Origin of the sequence: Paenibacillus sp. FSL R10-2771 (assembly GCF_038000205.1) — a bacterium.
Lineage (GTDB): Bacteria > Bacillota > Bacilli > Paenibacillales > Paenibacillaceae > Paenibacillus_AQ > Paenibacillus_AQ phytohabitans.
Map to the genome: position 1 here is coordinate 1,474,562 of NZ_JBBOBM010000001.1, position 15,217 is coordinate 1,489,778.

Consider the following 15,217-nt stretch of genomic DNA (forward strand, 5'->3'; position numbering starts at 1 on the left):
ATGCTGAATCCGGGCGAATGCATCTATCAGATTGTCACCGACCGGTTCTGCGAAGGCAACCCTGCCAGCCGGCCGCGAGCGGAGCTCTTCAGCTCTGGCGCAGGCAATCTGCGAAAATATCTCGGCGGCGACTGGACAGGAATTATTGCCAGGATACAGGACGGATATCTTACCGGTATGGGGGTCAGCGCGATCCTGATTTCCCAGCCGGCAGAGAACATTCATGTGTGCACGGACGATGAAGAAGGCACGGCTTCTTATCATGGCTATTGGCCCAGAGACTTCCTGAGGCCCAATCCTTATTTCGGTTCTATGGATACATTCAGAGCCCTGCTGAGCACAGCGCATGAGCACGGACTTAAGGTAATCATTGATTTTACTCCGAATCATACGTCCCCGGCACTGGAGCTGCGGCCGGATTATATGGAGAATGGCGCAATATACCGCGCGGGCCAGCTGGTAGCTACGTATTCGGGAGACCTGGAGCGTGTATTTCTGCATAATGGCGGCACTGCTTTTCGGGATGCCGAAGATTCGCAGTACCGGAATTTGTATGACCTGGCCGGATTGGATCAGATGAACCCGCAAGTGGATGAGCTTTTGCGGGAAGGGATTGCCTTCTGGCTAGATCTGGGGGTGGACGGTGTGAGGATCGATGCGGCCAAACATATTCCCCCAGGCTGGTTAACCGCCTTGAGCGGCTTCATCCATGCCAGGAAACCGGCTTATGTGTTCGGGGAGTGGTTTCTTGAAGCACATGGCTGCACACAGGACAATGCTGCTTTTGCCAATGGGACCGGAATGAGTCTGCTGCATTTTATGTTCACCCATGCGATCCGCGAGGCCTTTCATGGGCCGCAGGGCTTCGGTGCTTTTGCCGAAATGCTATGTGAATCCTCCGGCAGCTATAAGCATATGCATGACCAGCTTATTTTTCTGGATAATCATGATATGAGCCGGTTCACCCGGAATTCTGACCATTGGCTTACAGATTTGGCGCTTGTGCTGCTGTTGACTTCTGCAGGCCTGCCTGTGGTGTACTATGGAACCGAGCAGTACATGAGCGGCGGGGATGATCCCGGCAATCGTGCCATGATGAGCTCCTTCAGCAGGGAGACAACGGCCTACCGGTTAGTGGCTCAGCTTAATCGTTTAAGAGCATGTAATCTTGCGATTGGTTACGGTAATACGAAGCTGCTGTATGTGAATTCGGGGGTGCTCGTATTCGAGCGCAGCTGCAAGAAGGATGTTGCACTTATTCTAATTAATCAGGGTGAAAGCGGACATACACTGCCTCCTCTGCTAACTTCCCTGCCGCAAGGCGCTTACTCCAGCCTGCTTAAGGACATTTATCCAGACCGTCAGGCAGTTGCCGGAGCCGAAGGGGACATACAAAATGTAATACTGGCACCTCAGTCTGCTTATATCTATGTTCATGAGTCAGATCTGGAGGAGCCGGCCGCCTTACACTTCTATCCCAAAGCAGCGGCGCCGCGAAGTGAGCTTATTATCCGGGGCAGACATTTAGGTAACAACGGCCGTCTGATGGTTGGCGGTTATGAGGCTGAAGTAATCTCATGGCAATCGGAGAAGATCGTAGCCAGGATTCCGGCGGTCCCGGCGGGAACACATTCTGTACAAGGTCTGACAGGCGGGGAGAGCGAGTTCCAGCTGGCGGAAGAACTGACGGTGTGGACAGGAACGCTGGTCACGGTAAGGCTGGTAGTTAAGAATCTGCATACCGAATATGATACTAGGGTCTATGTGACGGGGAACGTGTATGAGCTGGGAGAATGGAATGCAGAGAGGGCCGCAGGGCCATTTTACAATCATATCGTCTACCGGTATCCAACCTGGTATTGCGATATCAGTCTGCCCGCAGACTGCCGGATCGAGTTCAATTTTCTGCTAAGGGGTGACTCTGGTATTGTGCGCTTGGAGCAAGGGGAGGTTCATTACATCCATACGCCTGCGGAGGGTGTATCGGAAATGATCGTGGAGTGGCAGGGATGTCACCAGGAGTCTAATCAGCTGTCCGGAGGAGATGCTGCGTATGGATGAGAGATTGCAGTTTGACGGGACGCGCCTGATCTTTCGAACGGTGCTGGACGAAGAGACAAGGCGGCTGATTGCCTGGCATTTCAAAAGTGGCTGGCTTGAGCTGCAGCAGGCTGTCCGGCTAACCACCCTCTCTTCCGATAACAAATTTGCCCAGTTCCTTTTCCCTGTGTACAAGCCGCTCGGGCAAACGCTGGAGATGCGCATTCCCAGGCCGCTAGAACGTTACTATTATGCAGATTTAGGGATTATTAAAAAAGTGCAAACGTTTGTACCAATTTTAAGATCTAATGTGTTATTTGTTTGTGATGACGGCAGCCTCGAGTATTCTGACTGGCTTTCCTTCCAAAGAGACCATTCTTCACCTCCGCTGCTGGAGCAAAATACATGGTGGGAATTCTTCACAGGATATTCACTTTCTGCACATTGAGAGATTAGGAGGGGACAACCTATGAAGTCCAGCGCATCTGTCTTAATCCTGTCCTGGGAGTATCCGCCTGTGGTGATCGGAGGGATGGCCCCGCATGTCTATGAATTGTCCAGGCATTTGGCAAGCGGGCAGACCGAGGTTCATGTAATCACCAACAGCGCTCCCGGGCGGCCCGTTCTGGAAGTGGAGAACGGCGTATACGTGCATCGTGTGAATTCTTATGAGAATTTGACCGATTTCGAGGATTGGGTACTTCAGTTCAATCTGGCGATTGTAGATTACGTTGTATCCCGGCTAATCGGGAACGTAAGACTCGATCTTATTCACGCGCATGATTGGCTGGTCGGCTACGCAGCCCTTCTTCTCCGTCAACGGCTGTCGTTACCGCTTGTTACAACAATCCATGCTACAGAGTTCGGTAGGAACCAGGGAGTATTCACACCTCAGCAGCATACGATTCATGCCATTGAGAATGAACTGGTCTCTACATCGGACAAGGTTATTGTATGCAGCCTGCATATGCAGCGGGAGGTCTGCACTGTGCATGGTCTTGAGGAGTCAAGGACGGAGATTATTCCGAACGGCATTGATCTCCGTTCACTGGAGCTGATTCCCGCACATCCCTTCAGAAGAGAGCAGTATGCGCGCAATGGCGGAGAGATTATTTTGTTCATTGGAAGACTAGTGAAGGAAAAAGGGGTACAGGTGCTGCTGCAAAGCATGCATGAGGTAGTGCGGGAATTCCCGCAATGCACCTGTATTATCGCAGGCCGGGGACCGATGTTCGCCGAGCTTGAAGCCAGTGCGGCTGAGCTGGGTACAAGCATACACTTCACCGGCTTCGTGGACAGCCTGGAGAAAAGCTATCTGTTCCAGATTGCCGATGTCTGTGTATTTCCCAGCTTATATGAGCCCTTCGGCATTGTGGCACTGGAAGCGATGGGGAGCGGTACACCGGTAATTGTGTCTGAAGAAGGGGGATTGGCCGAGATTGTTGAGCATGGGCGGACTGGACTCACCAGCATATCCGGAGATTCTGACATGCTTGCGGGCCGGATTCGACAGTTGCTCCGTGAGCCGGATGAGGGGAGCCTGCTTGCAGAAGCAGCGCGGCGGGAGGTGCTGCTGCGGTATGACTGGAACCCCATTGCTGACAGAACCAGGGAAGTCTATTCCGCGCTGAGCGGCGTGAGATTATGAGGAAGGGAAGATGCCGGTATGACATCTTTTATAACACTCAAGGAAGAGATTCTAGATCTATCGTTATGCGCCTCTTGCGGATTGTGCGCTGCAGTGTGTCCCCAAGGTCTGCTTGCGATGAACGGAGATTCCATCTCGCTCCCGGTCTTTCAGGGTCTGGAGAGCCAGGCGGCCGACACCTGCGGAAGCTGCAATCTCTGCTCGGAGGTGTGCCCGGGCTATGATACAGGCGTTATGGAATCTGAGCGGCGCATTTTCGGCCGCAACCGTTCAGAGCTTGAACGCTGGACCGGCATCTACTTGTCTACCTGTCAATTGTCAGCGGCAGACCCGGAGATTCTCGGCCGGGCGGCAGCCGGCGGGGCGGGGACGATCCTGGCGGTTACCGCGCTGGAAGAGAAGCTTGCTGACGCGGTGATTGTTGTGGGAAGAGATAAGGAGCGTCCCTGGGTGCCGAAGGCCTACCTTGCCGATTCAGTGGACAAGATTATCGAGTGTGCCCAGACCAGCTACTGCATCACTCCCAATCTGGATCTGCTGCAGGATCGCAGATATGACAAGATCGGCATTATAGGCGTACCTTGCCAGATTCAAGGCATCCATAAGCTGCTAAATCTGCCGGAACACTCGCCGTCCACTGTACTGGCAGACAAAGTGGCGTTCACGATTGAGCTGGGATGCGCGTCCAACACTTCATTGGGCGGTACCGAGCATCTGATTACGGAAATCTTGGGGATCGACTTGGCTGACGTAGTTTTGATGAAGTACCGGGAAGGAGAATATCCGGGGCAGTTCATGGTTAGAACCCGGCAGGGGCAGGAGCATTATCTGCCCTTTTACCGGCTGGTGGAGGAATTCAAAAAGTTTAAAACCTTTCGCTGTCTTGCTTGTCCGGATTGGTGGTCAGGCCTTGCTGATATTTCGATTTCGGATGGAGATCCCAATATTTTTGATTCCAGCAGAGAAGGGATATCTGCCAAAGCCTCATCCACGGTAATGGTGCGAACGAAGACAGGTGCTGACCTGCTTGAGCTTGCGGTGCGCCGGAACGCGGTCAAGCTGTTCGATTACACCTTTGAGAATAACCTTGGACTGGAGCGGAAACGGCAGCGGTACCGCAGCTATGCAGCAATGGGCGACCGGAGGATTCCGCTGGCTCCCGGAAGAGATATGGATTACTCGCAAATACTCTCCGATGACGAGGTGATCAGAATTGGAATTGGTACGAAGCAGGGCCGGGCTACCGGCCAAATGTGATTTGCGGATTAAGGCGAAGCGGGAGTTGTGTTCCTTCAAATTCGATTCGGTTCCCGGAGACAAATCAATTTCCCAGCGGGCCATTGTTCTGAACGCTATCGCCGAAGGCCAAGGCACGGTGTACAATGTGCTGCGTTCCCGTGACATTGAGAGCTGTATCGCGATTCTCCGCCAATTAGGTGTAACGTTTGCATGGAATGGGGATGACCTGTCAGTGAATGGAAGAGGGCTCCGGGGCTTACAGGCACCGGCGGGCAGACTTGAGGTCGGGAATACGGCCACCTCAGCCCGGTTGATGTTGTCTGTCCTGGCAGGACAGTCCTTTGCTGCGGAACTCGGAGGGAACCCACTGCTCTCGGCAAGACCGATGGACTGGGTTGTTCAGCCGCTTACAGACATGGGGGCTGTGATTGAATATCTTGGGGTGAAAGGCTGTCTGCCTCTGCGGATTCAGGGGGCATCACCATTGTCCCCCATAGAAATGGAAGCCACCGTATTCAGTGCACAGGAAAAGTCCGCCCTGCTGTTCGCGGGATTATATGCGGACGGAATCACATGTTATCGGCAAAACTGTCAAAGCCGGGATCACACCGAACGCCTGATGCAGTATTTCGGCATAGATATTCGTTCTGATCATGATGTTACTTTCCTGAAGGGAGGAAGTGCCTTTTCCGCCAGGGATGTAATGGTTCCGGGGGATCTGTCCTCAGCGGCTTTTCTGCTGGCTGCATATGCTATCCGGGGAATGGGGCGCAAGGGCAGCTTGTTGATTAAGCGGGTAGGTGTTAATCCAACCCGGAGCGGATTCATCCGTCTGCTCACAGAGATGGGGCTTCCTTTGACGCTGCAAGCGGAAGAGGAACTGATATCCGGGGAGCCAATCGCAGATATCTATTGCACCCAGGGAACCCGGTTGTCGCCTGTCTGTGCTGAAGGCAACGGGCGAATACAGAGCTTGATAGACGAGGTTCCTCTGCTCGCTGCGGTATCGGTATTCGCAGAAGGGGATTCTGTGATTAGGAACTGCCGGGAATTGAGAGACAAGGATACGAACCGGATTCAGACCACTGCAGGGGTGCTAAGAGCCTTTGGCGTGGAAACTACCTGCAGTGAGGATGAAATGGTCATTCATGGCGGCCAGCGTCTATCGCCTGCCATTGTAGACAGCTGTGGCGATCACCGGATCGCCATGACCGCCGCTGTATTGGCCAGCAGCCTGGAGGAGCCTTCGATCATCCGTAACTGCGGCTGTATCAATATTTCGTATCCAGGCTTCGTAGAGGATCTCTCACAGTTTGCGCATATTGATATTTTGCGTCCGGATTGATATTTATCTGAACCCATTTCCATGAAATGCCGTAGAAACAACTATATCTACTATTTCATGGAATGGAGTGAAGTGAATGAAGTTGTCATTATTGCGTAACCGTTCTGCCTTTTGGACGAGGACAGTGCTTGCTGCTGCCCTGATTCTGACTCTGGCTGCCCCGGCGGTACAAGCATCTGCCGCTCCTGCGGCATCTGCACCTCCGGCGTCTGTAACCGGACAGGCCAAACCGTTAACAACGGAGAATGCGGCAGCATTCCTCAAGCAATTCTTCAGTGCGGATGAGGTGAAAGCGCAGCTTGCCGGTGCGGTTGTTATTGTGGTCAAGGATGGCAAGACGGTGATAGAAGAGGGCTTCGGCTACGCGGACAAGGCTGCCAAAACAGCGGTAGACCCGGATGAAACGGTCTTCCGCATGGCTTCGGTATCCAAAACCTTCACTGCCGCTGCCGCCATGCAGCTGGTAGAGCAAGGCAAAATCGATTTGAAAGCGGATTTCCAGACCTATACCGGACCGATTGTCTTCGACAATCCCTTCGGCGTTCCGGTAACGGTGGAGGATCTGCTGACCCACACCACCGGGTTCCGGATTCAAGACCCGCAGCCGGAAGATATCAACGATGACTTCGAAACCAAGGTATCAATTGAGGATTATGTGCTGCGGAATATGCCGCCGGTTGTCCGTGAGCCGGGGACTTCCTATATGTATGACAACTTCGCCTCACTGCTGCTGGGTCTGGTGGTAGAGAAGGCCAGCGGCATGCCTTATGAGGATTATATGGAGAAGTATGTGTTCTCCCCGCTGAATATGGATTCAAGCGGCTACCTGCTGGAAGGCAAGCTGAAAGAAGAGCTGGCTACCGCCTATGATGCCACCGGCAAGGCGCTTGATCTGTATACAGTAACTCCCACTGTTATGCCGCACGGAGGTATGCTGTCTACTGCAGATGATATCGGCAAGTTCATGACTGCTTTTCTGAATGGGGGCGCTTCCGGGAATAATCGTATTCTGGCTGCAAGTACCGTAGATGCCATGGAGGAATACCGTTCCTCCATCCACCCGTTGCTGCCGAATACGACCTATGGCTTCGAAGCGCCGATTCAGCTTCCCGGTGCCGGCAGCAGCTCCAAGATTATCACCAAAGCAGGCGATTTAATCGGCTTCAGCACTTATATGTTCCTGATCCCTGAGCAGAACACGGGGGTGTTCATTGCCTATAATCAGCAGAGCGCACTGCGGGAAATGTTCTATCCGGCGTTCATCCAGGCGTTCTTCCCGCAATACGCCGCACCGGCGAAGCTGGACACCTTCCAGCCGTTGAGTGCAGAAGCTCTGGATGCGTTCACCGGATACTATGCGGATCTCCGTCTCAAGAGCCTGGTCTCCACAGTTGCTGTGCATGAGGGTGCGCTTACCATTAGCGATGCCTTGCTGGGCACCCGCCAGCTGCGCCAGGTAGATGATAATCTGTTCATCGATGAGCTTACCAAGAAATTTACCGGCTTTGAATTGACGCCGGGCGGACAAGGAGCTTATCTGAAAGAGCCATACCTTAATCCTTACGGCTATGAGCAGAAAGGGCCGGATGGCGTTGGTTATGTGGATGTCTCTGCAAGCCATCCGTATGCGATTCCGGTTATGATGCTGCAGTCGCTGGGCTATCTGCCGAATGATGCGGCGCTCCGCTTCGAGCCTGCGGCGGGAATTACGCGGGCTGAGTATGTACGGCTGATGCTGGAGAGCAGCGGTGTCAAAGAGAGCAAGACCACAAAGCTGGCGTTCCCTGATCTGCAGGGCCATCCGGATGCCGGCTATATACAAATGGCTGTAGAACTCGGAATGGTAGAGGGAACAGCAGGCGGAGAATTCCAGCCTGACCGGATCATCTCCCGTCAGGAGGCGGCGGTCATGGTATGGAGACTGCTCAGTGCACAATACCCGGATAAGCTGTTCCAGGATGTGAAGCTGGCCGGTAATACGGATAAATGGGCAGTTCCGGCAGTGAAGATGGCCGTGGCTCTGGGCTTATACGGACCGGACATCAAGGCTGATGCCAAGGGCGCTGTTGACTTCAAGTCCAGAGAAGCCCTGAGTAAACAGGAGAATGCTGCCATTCTGTATGCCCTGTTCACGAATCCGATAGATCAGATCGTGGCCGGACTGGCGGAGAAATCCGCCGAATGAAAAGAATCTAAGTATGAATCACTCTGGATATTCCAGTAATGGCCGTTGGAAGGCTTGATGAGATTCTAAAATACAAAATTGGCTCATTTTAACATACGTCCATCGACACTTCTGTTGAACAGCAATAAAGAGCTGTCCCTCAAGGTATTCCGCCTTGTGAGACAGCTCTTTGCAATGAAGTAAGCTGCTGTTCCTATAAAGTTAGAATATCTACTCCCATAGCCGGCAGCATCACCTTCTGCTCCGATCTCTTGCTCGTCAACAAGCTGCGATAGGGAACGTCAAGCGTAACCTCTCGTTGCTCATTCGTCAAATTGATCAGGAACAGGAAGCTTTCCTTACCCTTCGATCGAATCGACAGCTCGACACCTTCCGGCAGCTGGAGCTTGGGCGCAAGGTCCTTTTCCTTCATTATTCCTTCGAACAGCTGATAGAAATACGATGGCTCCGGCCAAGTGCCGACATAATACACTTCACCCTCACCAAGCTTATTGACAGTAACCGCCGGCACCCCCTCGTAAAAGTCGTTGTCATACCAGGCAATCGGTTCTGCTCCTCGCAGTTCCAGCAGATCGCACCATTGCTTCGCAGCGAATGTCTGGCCCGCCGCGTTCCGAATCCGATGCTCGCTGTTGCCAATCGCATCATACTCACTAACGACAACCCCCGCTGCTTCCGCCAGCAGCCCCGGCAGAGGCAGCATCTCACATACATTCCTCATGTTCTTCACACCTGTCCGATTGGTGAGGACAACCGTGCCGCCCCCGGCTGCGAATCGCTCCAGCCGCTGCACTATTGTTTCATTTAACAGAAAGAGGGAAGGGACAATGACCAGCTTGTAGCCATCGAGCGCCTCGGTCCAGTTGATAACGTCCGTACCGACGCCCATTTTCAAAAATGCATTGTGCATAGAGGACAAGTTGTCCATATAATGCATTCCCCCCTCCGCTTGCGGCTGGAGGGAAAGCGCCGTATGCTGATCATGCGAATGCAGAATCGCAACCTGGGTAACGATTGTTGAGCCGGCCAGCAGTTCTCCCAGCCGGTTCACCTCGCGAGTAAGCTCTGCGAACTCCCTGAACCTCCGTCCAGGAACATTGCTATGGTCGATAAGCCCATGCCAGAACTGTTCGGCTCCGAAGGCAGCACTCCGCCAGCGGAAATGAACGACCATGTCGGCGCCGCGGGCGATTGTCTGCCAGGATCGGGCTCGGATCAGTCCGGGATAAGGGGTGCGCTGAATTGGCATCCAGGCGCCCTGCGCTCCGCTCAGTTGCTCCATTACCCAGAAATTGCGGCGCTTGATGCCGCGAACCAAGTCCAGTGACAGCGCTCCGTTCCTCGGAAACCGGTCGCCATAATCGTGGTACAGCTCATTCGGATAATAATCAACAGAAGCGAAGTCCAGCTCTTTGTAAAGGTCATAATAGTCCAGACTATTCGGGTATTGCCACATGTTATGCGTCACGAAATGGCCCGGACAGTTGCTGCGCAGAATTTCAAGCTGCCATCCCAGCAGATAGCCTACGCTGTCCGAGCAGAACCGCTTGTACTCGAGAAGATAGGAAGGATTCATCGGCTTGCTGCCGCCGAGCGGCGTCGTTACCTCGGCCCAGCTGCTGTACTCCCCGCTCCAGACGACTGTGCCCCACTCCCGGTTCAACTCTTCCAGACTGGAATAACGCTTCTGCAGCCAGGTGACAAATGCACGATTGCAAGTATCACAATGGCATTCCTGGTAGTGCATTTCGTTATCGATTTGCCAGCCAATGACGGCCGGATGCTTCGCATAGTGTTGTGATATCGCTTCCACAAACTTGGAGCCCAGCATTCTCAGAGAATAGCTGTTGTTGCAACGATGTCCACGTACACCCGGCCGGATGATTTGACGTTGCTCATCCATTGGCAGCACATCCGGATAACGGGTTGTCATCCAGTTCGGCGGGGTATTGGTAGGGGTGCATAATACGATCTCCATGCCGCGCGCGGCGAATACATCTATAGCCGCATCCAACCATTCAAACCGGTAATCACCCTCGGTCGGTTCCATGCGGCTCCAGGCGAATTCCGCCATTCGCACAACAGCAACACCCGTCTCTTGCATAAGCGCTGCATCCTTCTCCCACAGCTCGGGAGTCCATTGCTCTGGATAATAATCAATTCCAATCTTAATCGTCATCCTGTAATCTCCTTTGTTCATCAATATATTGCGATTATATGCTATATTAATTGGAGTGAATATCTTAAATAATTAATACGATATAACAATATTAAGATAGCAGGAGAGTGGGTCGCATGCCTCATCCCAATCGCGTTTTTCCCGTTCTATCCGCCCGAGACAAGCTGCTCCCTTTTTATTTGCTTGGTATTGGTCTGCATCATGAACAGGAGCATATACGCCGAGACACGGGCATTCAGGATTATCAGTGGATTCAATGCCGCAGTGGCGAGGGCAAACTCAAGCTGAGTGGAACGGAGCATGTCGTCAAGCAAGGCATGGGCATGCTGCTGTTCCCCGGCCAGCAGCATGAATACTATGCTTTATCGGGGAGCTGGAAAGTTGACTGGATCATCTTCGACGGCAGTGGATCAGCGGGGTTGTTTGAAACCGTCGGCATTGTAGACACAAGCGTATTTACGCTCGCATCGCCCGAATACCTTCTATCCCGAATAAGGGAGCTGCTGCAAGCGGCACTTACGCCGCAAGCACAAACGTTAAACAATTACGCCTGCTCTGCCATCCTTTATACCTTATTGACGGAGATTATTCAGCGTGTCTCTGTCGAGGGCAGCGATACCGTCGGGCGGCAGTATGAACGGTTAAAGCCGGTCCTGGATTATATTGACCAGTATTATGCTGAAGAGATTACTTTGCAGACGCTTGCCGGACTGATGGGCGTCACACCGGAACATTTCTGCCATATGTTCAAGAAGACGACAGGCATTCGTCCAATCAGCTATGTCAATCAGGTAAGGATCAATAAGAGCAAGGAACTGCTGCTCGACAATGTGCAGTGCGGGATGCAGGATATTGCTCATCAAGTCGGCTTCGAATCTGCCAGCTATTATGGCGCAATCTTCAAGAAGCTGGAACGGCATACACCCGGCGCCTTCCGCCGCACCTACCAGAAGTCGTAGCATATATACGATCTTCATCTGACATACTATAGAAATTCAGGACGGGGGTTTACTCCTCGCGTTAAGACTGGTGATAAAATCAAAAGGGGACAGTTGCTTCTAGAGTTTGATATTTCGGAAATTGAGCACGGTGTTCCGTTACTGCGTGTCCATTTGCATTAATTAACAAGCAGGGCTTGAAATCATGAGATTTCAGGCCCTGCTTTCTGTGTTCCTTAAACTTCTGGTTACATTTTACTTCGAACCCCAAATCGACTTGTTGTTGGTACCGATCAAGGAGAAGGTCATCACTTCATTGTGGCTGGACAGTTCATTGCGCTGCTTAAAGAACACTCCTTTATAAGTTATACCGTCAATGACCATCGTACAGTAGTAGGTTCCTGACGTATTGGACCATGTACCTGTCGCAGAACCGGAAATGGTTCCATTGCTGTTCAGGGTCACACTCTGGGTGGTCAGCATGCCAACATTAGCCGTAGAAGCATCCAATCCCATGTTGATGAATTGATAGGTCCCAGCCATTTCACTGGAACTATACCCGGTGGAGGCGATACTGCTGCCCAGAAATTCATAAACCGCAGTTACCGGCCACTTGTCCTGATTCATAAATTGCTGATGCACGCGAACCTCGTGCGCCTCGGTGCCGTTATTGAACCGGGTGTGGTACACCAGATATCTCCTGCCGTCCGTATCGATCAGTGCAGAATTGTGGCCACCCGATTTATACCCCTGACTAGCTCCCGATAAGTTATAATTCCCAAATAGCTTGATGCCGTAACCCGACTGGTCTACGGAAGCGGAGGAATAGACAGCCGAATTGCCGGCGGCATCGGTGTAGGTTCCGTCGATGGTGGTCGAGCGGTACAGACGGATATGATACCCTCCCGCATTGGCCAAACCGCCATAAGTGACGTAAAGGTAGTAATAGCCTGATGAGGAATCATACACGATGTAAGGAGCTTCGCCCGTCTTACCGTACCCTCCGGCAATCCGCTTGCCAAAATAACGGTCGACATTGCCATTGTCGGAGCCTGGGTAGTACGGCTTGCCGGTGGCTGGGTTAATCTGCAGAATATAAATCCCTCCAGACCAGGAGCCGTAACTCATCCACAGCTTGCCGCTGTTGTCATACACCAGCGCCGGATCTATCGCATTCGGGAAAATGCTGTTGTTGAATCCGCCACTGTTGTTAAACCAGCCGCTTCTGGTTCCAGATAAGGTGCCGTTGTCGATCAGCTCGGGGATATTGGTGTTCTTGTACCATATATCCACCGTTTTGCTCCCTAACGACGAGGTTGTTGTAATCGGGTTGCTTCCACTAGTGAAGCCGGAATAGATAATGGTATCTACATATTCATAAGGTCCGGAGACCGACTTGGATACACTGTAGGCGATAGCTGAACGGATATAAGTCGAGGAGGTGCAATAGTAGAGCATATAAGCTCCCGTCGATCCGTCTGCCCACACGTACGAAGAATTATATACCGGTCCCGGCGCCCATACGGATTGTCCGCCTGAACTGTCCTGATCATTATACCCGGCCCAGGCAAAAGGCACCGCGAGCGCAGAATTTAGTGCTGCTCCGGCGCTTCTGGCGGAGTTGCCGGTTCCCCCTGCCTTGACCAGCTCCCATTTCTGCATATCGCCGCCCCAGTAATTCCATTGCTGGATGTTCGCGCCATTCGCTGTGCTGCCGTCCGCCACATCCATTGCGGCAGTATAGTTGGATGCCTTGGTTAAGAACGCGACCGTTCCGTCGGCATTTTGCTGGATTCTAAATAGCTGCATAGTGCCGCCCCAGTACGTCCATTGATCAATGTTGGCACCGTCGGCGGAAGATCCTTCGAAGACGTCAATACCGCTTGCATATGCGGTATTGCCTGTAAGGATGTAATAATCCCCGCTTCCGTAATACATAATTCTGAACTTTTGCGCATCCGAGCCATTATACGACCATTGCTGAATATTGGTGCCGTCAGTCGCCGAGCCGTTGACTACATCCAGATATAATCCGCTGTTCTTGTTCTTGATATAATAATAGCCTTCAAAAGTTGAAGGGGCATACAGGCTGGTGTTCGTGTAGCCCTGTGTCCCCATGTAGGACCAGTTCCTCAGATCTGTGCTTGAGGCCTGCGCCAGGTGTGAGCCAAATATATAATACTTATTCGTAGAAGCATCATAGGAAATCGAAGGGTCATGCACAGATACTCTTGTGGTGTTAGAGGTAGTGGATGAACTTGCTGCCCCGAAAATACTGCCGCTACCTACGATCGCTGCCAATAAAGCGAATACAATAGTCAGAATAATGATTTTATGGCTCCTCATTTTGTGGATCAGCTGCATATTGATCAAATCTCCTTTTGGTTGCCATTTAATTAACCGCTTACATTCTGCTGGGCAGATGAAGTTTTTTATTTACTCTGTACTTTACTAGCTCTCACGTATCCCTCCTCACCCTGATAAATACTTTACAGTATGGAAATTCTCCTTTGTTTCTTAAGCTAATATTAGTCCGAACGCGGTGTCTAAGTAAGGCTTATTTTGTCGTCAAACATAAAATAATTTAAAAAGGTTTAGGTATATATTGATATAAGAAAAATGCAATAAATCCTATAAATGTAAATATGTAAATAATATACATCCAATTAAAGTGATAGAAATCCAATCGTTGTTATCTCGTCTTTGCTTACAAGCCGTTCTATAATAACTTTACGAGGAGGATGGTTATGTACTCAAAATTTTATAAGTATCGTTGGCAGTATCTCATGATTTTGCCGGGCGTAGTGTTATTATTTGTTTTTAATTACATTCCTATGGCGGGTATCCAGGTTGCTTTTCGTGACTTCCGGATCGGCGGCTCAATATGGAATAGCCCATGGGTTGGATTTAGTAATTTTGAGTTCTTGCAGGATCCGCAGTTTTTAACCATTGTAGAAAATACACTCTTTATTTCTGTTCTGAAATTTATATTTGGTTTTCCGGCTCCGATCATACTCGCTCTTCTCATTAATGAAATTAGAAGTTCTAGGTTCAAACGATTTGTGCAATCCGTCAGTTATTTACCCCATTTCTTCTCTTGGATTGTAGTCGCTTACATTCTTCATTCGTTCTTATCACTGGATGATGGACTCATCAACCAATTCATTACGTGGACCGGAGGAGAGCCGATCTTCTTCCTTGGGTCGGATGATTGGTTTAGACCTATGGTTATCGTAAGCGGTCTATGGAAAGAGACGGGGTGGAACACAATTCTCTTTTTAGCCGCGATTACCACGATCGATCCTCAGCTCTACGAAGCGGCGAAGGTAGAGGGGGCAGGCAGACTGGCGCAAATTCGGCACATCACGCTGCCGGGCATGATTCCGACCATAACAATTATTTTGATTTTGAGCATACCCGGATTAATCACAATTGGCATGGATCAGATTTATCCATTGATGAATTCCGCAAATATGGGAGTCGCGGATGTGTTGGATACTTATGTATTGCGAAGCGGCCTGCAACAAGGGTACTTTGGAATGGCGACTGCCGTCGGCCTGCTATCTTCGGTGATTAGTTTGTTACTGGTTATCTCATCGAATCAATTTTCCCGGAAAATTAACGGCGAAGGGTTGTGGTGAAG

At 51.3% G+C, this 15,217-nt stretch carries 11 protein-coding genes; 9 read left to right on the forward strand and 2 right to left on the reverse strand.

Going from position 1 to position 15,217, the window contains the following annotated elements:
* The 6 genes from NSU14_RS06290 to NSU14_RS06315 all read left to right on the forward strand — a co-directional run bounded on the left by NSU14_RS06290 (position 1) and on the right by NSU14_RS06315 (position 8,457).
* Positions 1 to 2,061 carry an alpha-amylase family glycosyl hydrolase gene (locus tag NSU14_RS06290; protein ID WP_340943535.1) on the forward strand — a complete coding sequence of 687 codons (2,061 nt, stop codon included), beginning with the start codon at positions 1 to 3 and terminating at the stop codon, positions 2,059 to 2,061.
* Positions 2,054 to 2,488 (forward strand): hypothetical protein, encoded by a 435-nt coding sequence (locus tag NSU14_RS06295; protein WP_340943538.1) that lies wholly within the window; start codon positions 2,054 to 2,056, stop codon positions 2,486 to 2,488. The genes NSU14_RS06290 and NSU14_RS06295 overlap by 8 nt, the downstream gene beginning before the upstream one ends.
* Before the next feature lie 21 nt (positions 2,489 to 2,509).
* A complete protein-coding gene (locus NSU14_RS06300; RefSeq protein ID WP_340943539.1) occupies positions 2,510 to 3,688 on the forward strand; it encodes a glycosyltransferase family 4 protein in 1,179 nt (392 codons plus the stop codon).
* A gap of 18 nt (positions 3,689 to 3,706) precedes the next feature.
* Entirely contained in the window at positions 3,707 to 4,945 is a 1,239-nt protein-coding gene (locus NSU14_RS06305; protein WP_340943541.1) for a Coenzyme F420 hydrogenase/dehydrogenase, beta subunit C-terminal domain, read from the forward strand.
* Complete coding sequence (gene aroA / locus NSU14_RS06310; protein ID WP_340943545.1) at positions 4,902 to 6,272, forward strand: 3-phosphoshikimate 1-carboxyvinyltransferase; 1,371 nt, start codon at positions 4,902 to 4,904, stop codon at positions 6,270 to 6,272. The genes NSU14_RS06305 and aroA overlap by 44 nt, the downstream gene beginning before the upstream one ends.
* A 76-nt stretch (positions 6,273 to 6,348) precedes the next feature.
* On the forward strand, positions 6,349 to 8,457 hold the full coding sequence (locus NSU14_RS06315) for a serine hydrolase (protein ID WP_340943547.1): 2,109 nt from the start codon (positions 6,349 to 6,351) through the stop codon (positions 8,455 to 8,457).
* Between the two features lie 193 nt (positions 8,458 to 8,650).
* Here NSU14_RS06315 and NSU14_RS06320 read toward each other — a convergent pair whose 3' ends face one another.
* Positions 8,651 to 10,636: a beta-galactosidase gene (locus NSU14_RS06320; RefSeq protein ID WP_340943550.1), complete on the reverse strand. Its 1,986-nt coding sequence runs from the start codon at positions 10,634 to 10,636 to the stop codon at positions 8,651 to 8,653.
* Positions 10,637 to 10,752: 116 nt separating this feature from the next.
* Between NSU14_RS06320 and NSU14_RS06325 the strand changes: the two genes are divergently transcribed.
* Positions 10,753 to 11,595 (forward strand): helix-turn-helix transcriptional regulator, encoded by an 843-nt coding sequence (locus NSU14_RS06325; RefSeq protein ID WP_340943554.1) that lies wholly within the window; start codon positions 10,753 to 10,755, stop codon positions 11,593 to 11,595.
* Between the two features lie 18 nt (positions 11,596 to 11,613).
* The gene (locus NSU14_RS35940; protein WP_445670083.1) at positions 11,614 to 11,757 is read left to right on the forward strand and encodes a PTS glucose transporter subunit IIA; all 144 of its coding nucleotides are present in this window, start codon (positions 11,614 to 11,616) and stop codon (positions 11,755 to 11,757) included.
* Between the two features lie 72 nt (positions 11,758 to 11,829).
* Here the strand turns inward: NSU14_RS35940 and NSU14_RS06330 are convergent, their stop codons facing one another.
* On the reverse strand, positions 11,830 to 13,920 hold the full coding sequence (locus NSU14_RS06330; protein WP_340943556.1) for an RICIN domain-containing protein: 2,091 nt from the start codon (positions 13,918 to 13,920) through the stop codon (positions 11,830 to 11,832).
* Between the two features lie 401 nt (positions 13,921 to 14,321).
* Between NSU14_RS06330 and NSU14_RS06335 the strand changes: the two genes are divergently transcribed.
* Complete coding sequence (locus tag NSU14_RS06335) at positions 14,322 to 15,215, forward strand: ABC transporter permease (RefSeq protein ID WP_340943558.1); 894 nt, start codon at positions 14,322 to 14,324, stop codon at positions 15,213 to 15,215.
* Positions 15,216 to 15,217 lie beyond the last annotated feature (2 nt).

What these genes read in the sequence shown, in the direction of transcription:
- NSU14_RS06290 (WP_340943535.1), top strand. Translation starts at nt 1, where the DNA reads ATGCTGAATCCGGGCGAATGCATCTATCAGATTGTCACCGACCGGTTC.
- NSU14_RS06295 (WP_340943538.1), top strand. Translation starts at nt 2,054, where the DNA reads ATGGATGAGAGATTGCAGTTTGACGGGACGCGCCTGATCTTTCGAACG.
- NSU14_RS06300 (WP_340943539.1), top strand. Translation starts at nt 2,510, where the DNA reads ATGAAGTCCAGCGCATCTGTCTTAATCCTGTCCTGGGAGTATCCGCCT.
- NSU14_RS06305 (WP_340943541.1), top strand. Translation starts at nt 3,707, where the DNA reads ATGACATCTTTTATAACACTCAAGGAAGAGATTCTAGATCTATCGTTA.
- NSU14_RS06315 (WP_340943547.1), top strand. Translation starts at nt 6,349, where the DNA reads ATGAAGTTGTCATTATTGCGTAACCGTTCTGCCTTTTGGACGAGGACA.
- NSU14_RS06320 (WP_340943550.1), bottom strand. Translation starts at nt 10,636, where the DNA reads ATGACGATTAAGATTGGAATTGATTATTATCCAGAGCAATGGACTCCC.
- NSU14_RS06325 (WP_340943554.1), top strand. Translation starts at nt 10,753, where the DNA reads ATGCCTCATCCCAATCGCGTTTTTCCCGTTCTATCCGCCCGAGACAAG.
- NSU14_RS06330 (WP_340943556.1), bottom strand. Translation starts at nt 13,920, where the DNA reads ATGAGGAGCCATAAAATCATTATTCTGACTATTGTATTCGCTTTATTG.
- NSU14_RS06335 (WP_340943558.1), top strand. Translation starts at nt 14,322, where the DNA reads ATGTACTCAAAATTTTATAAGTATCGTTGGCAGTATCTCATGATTTTG.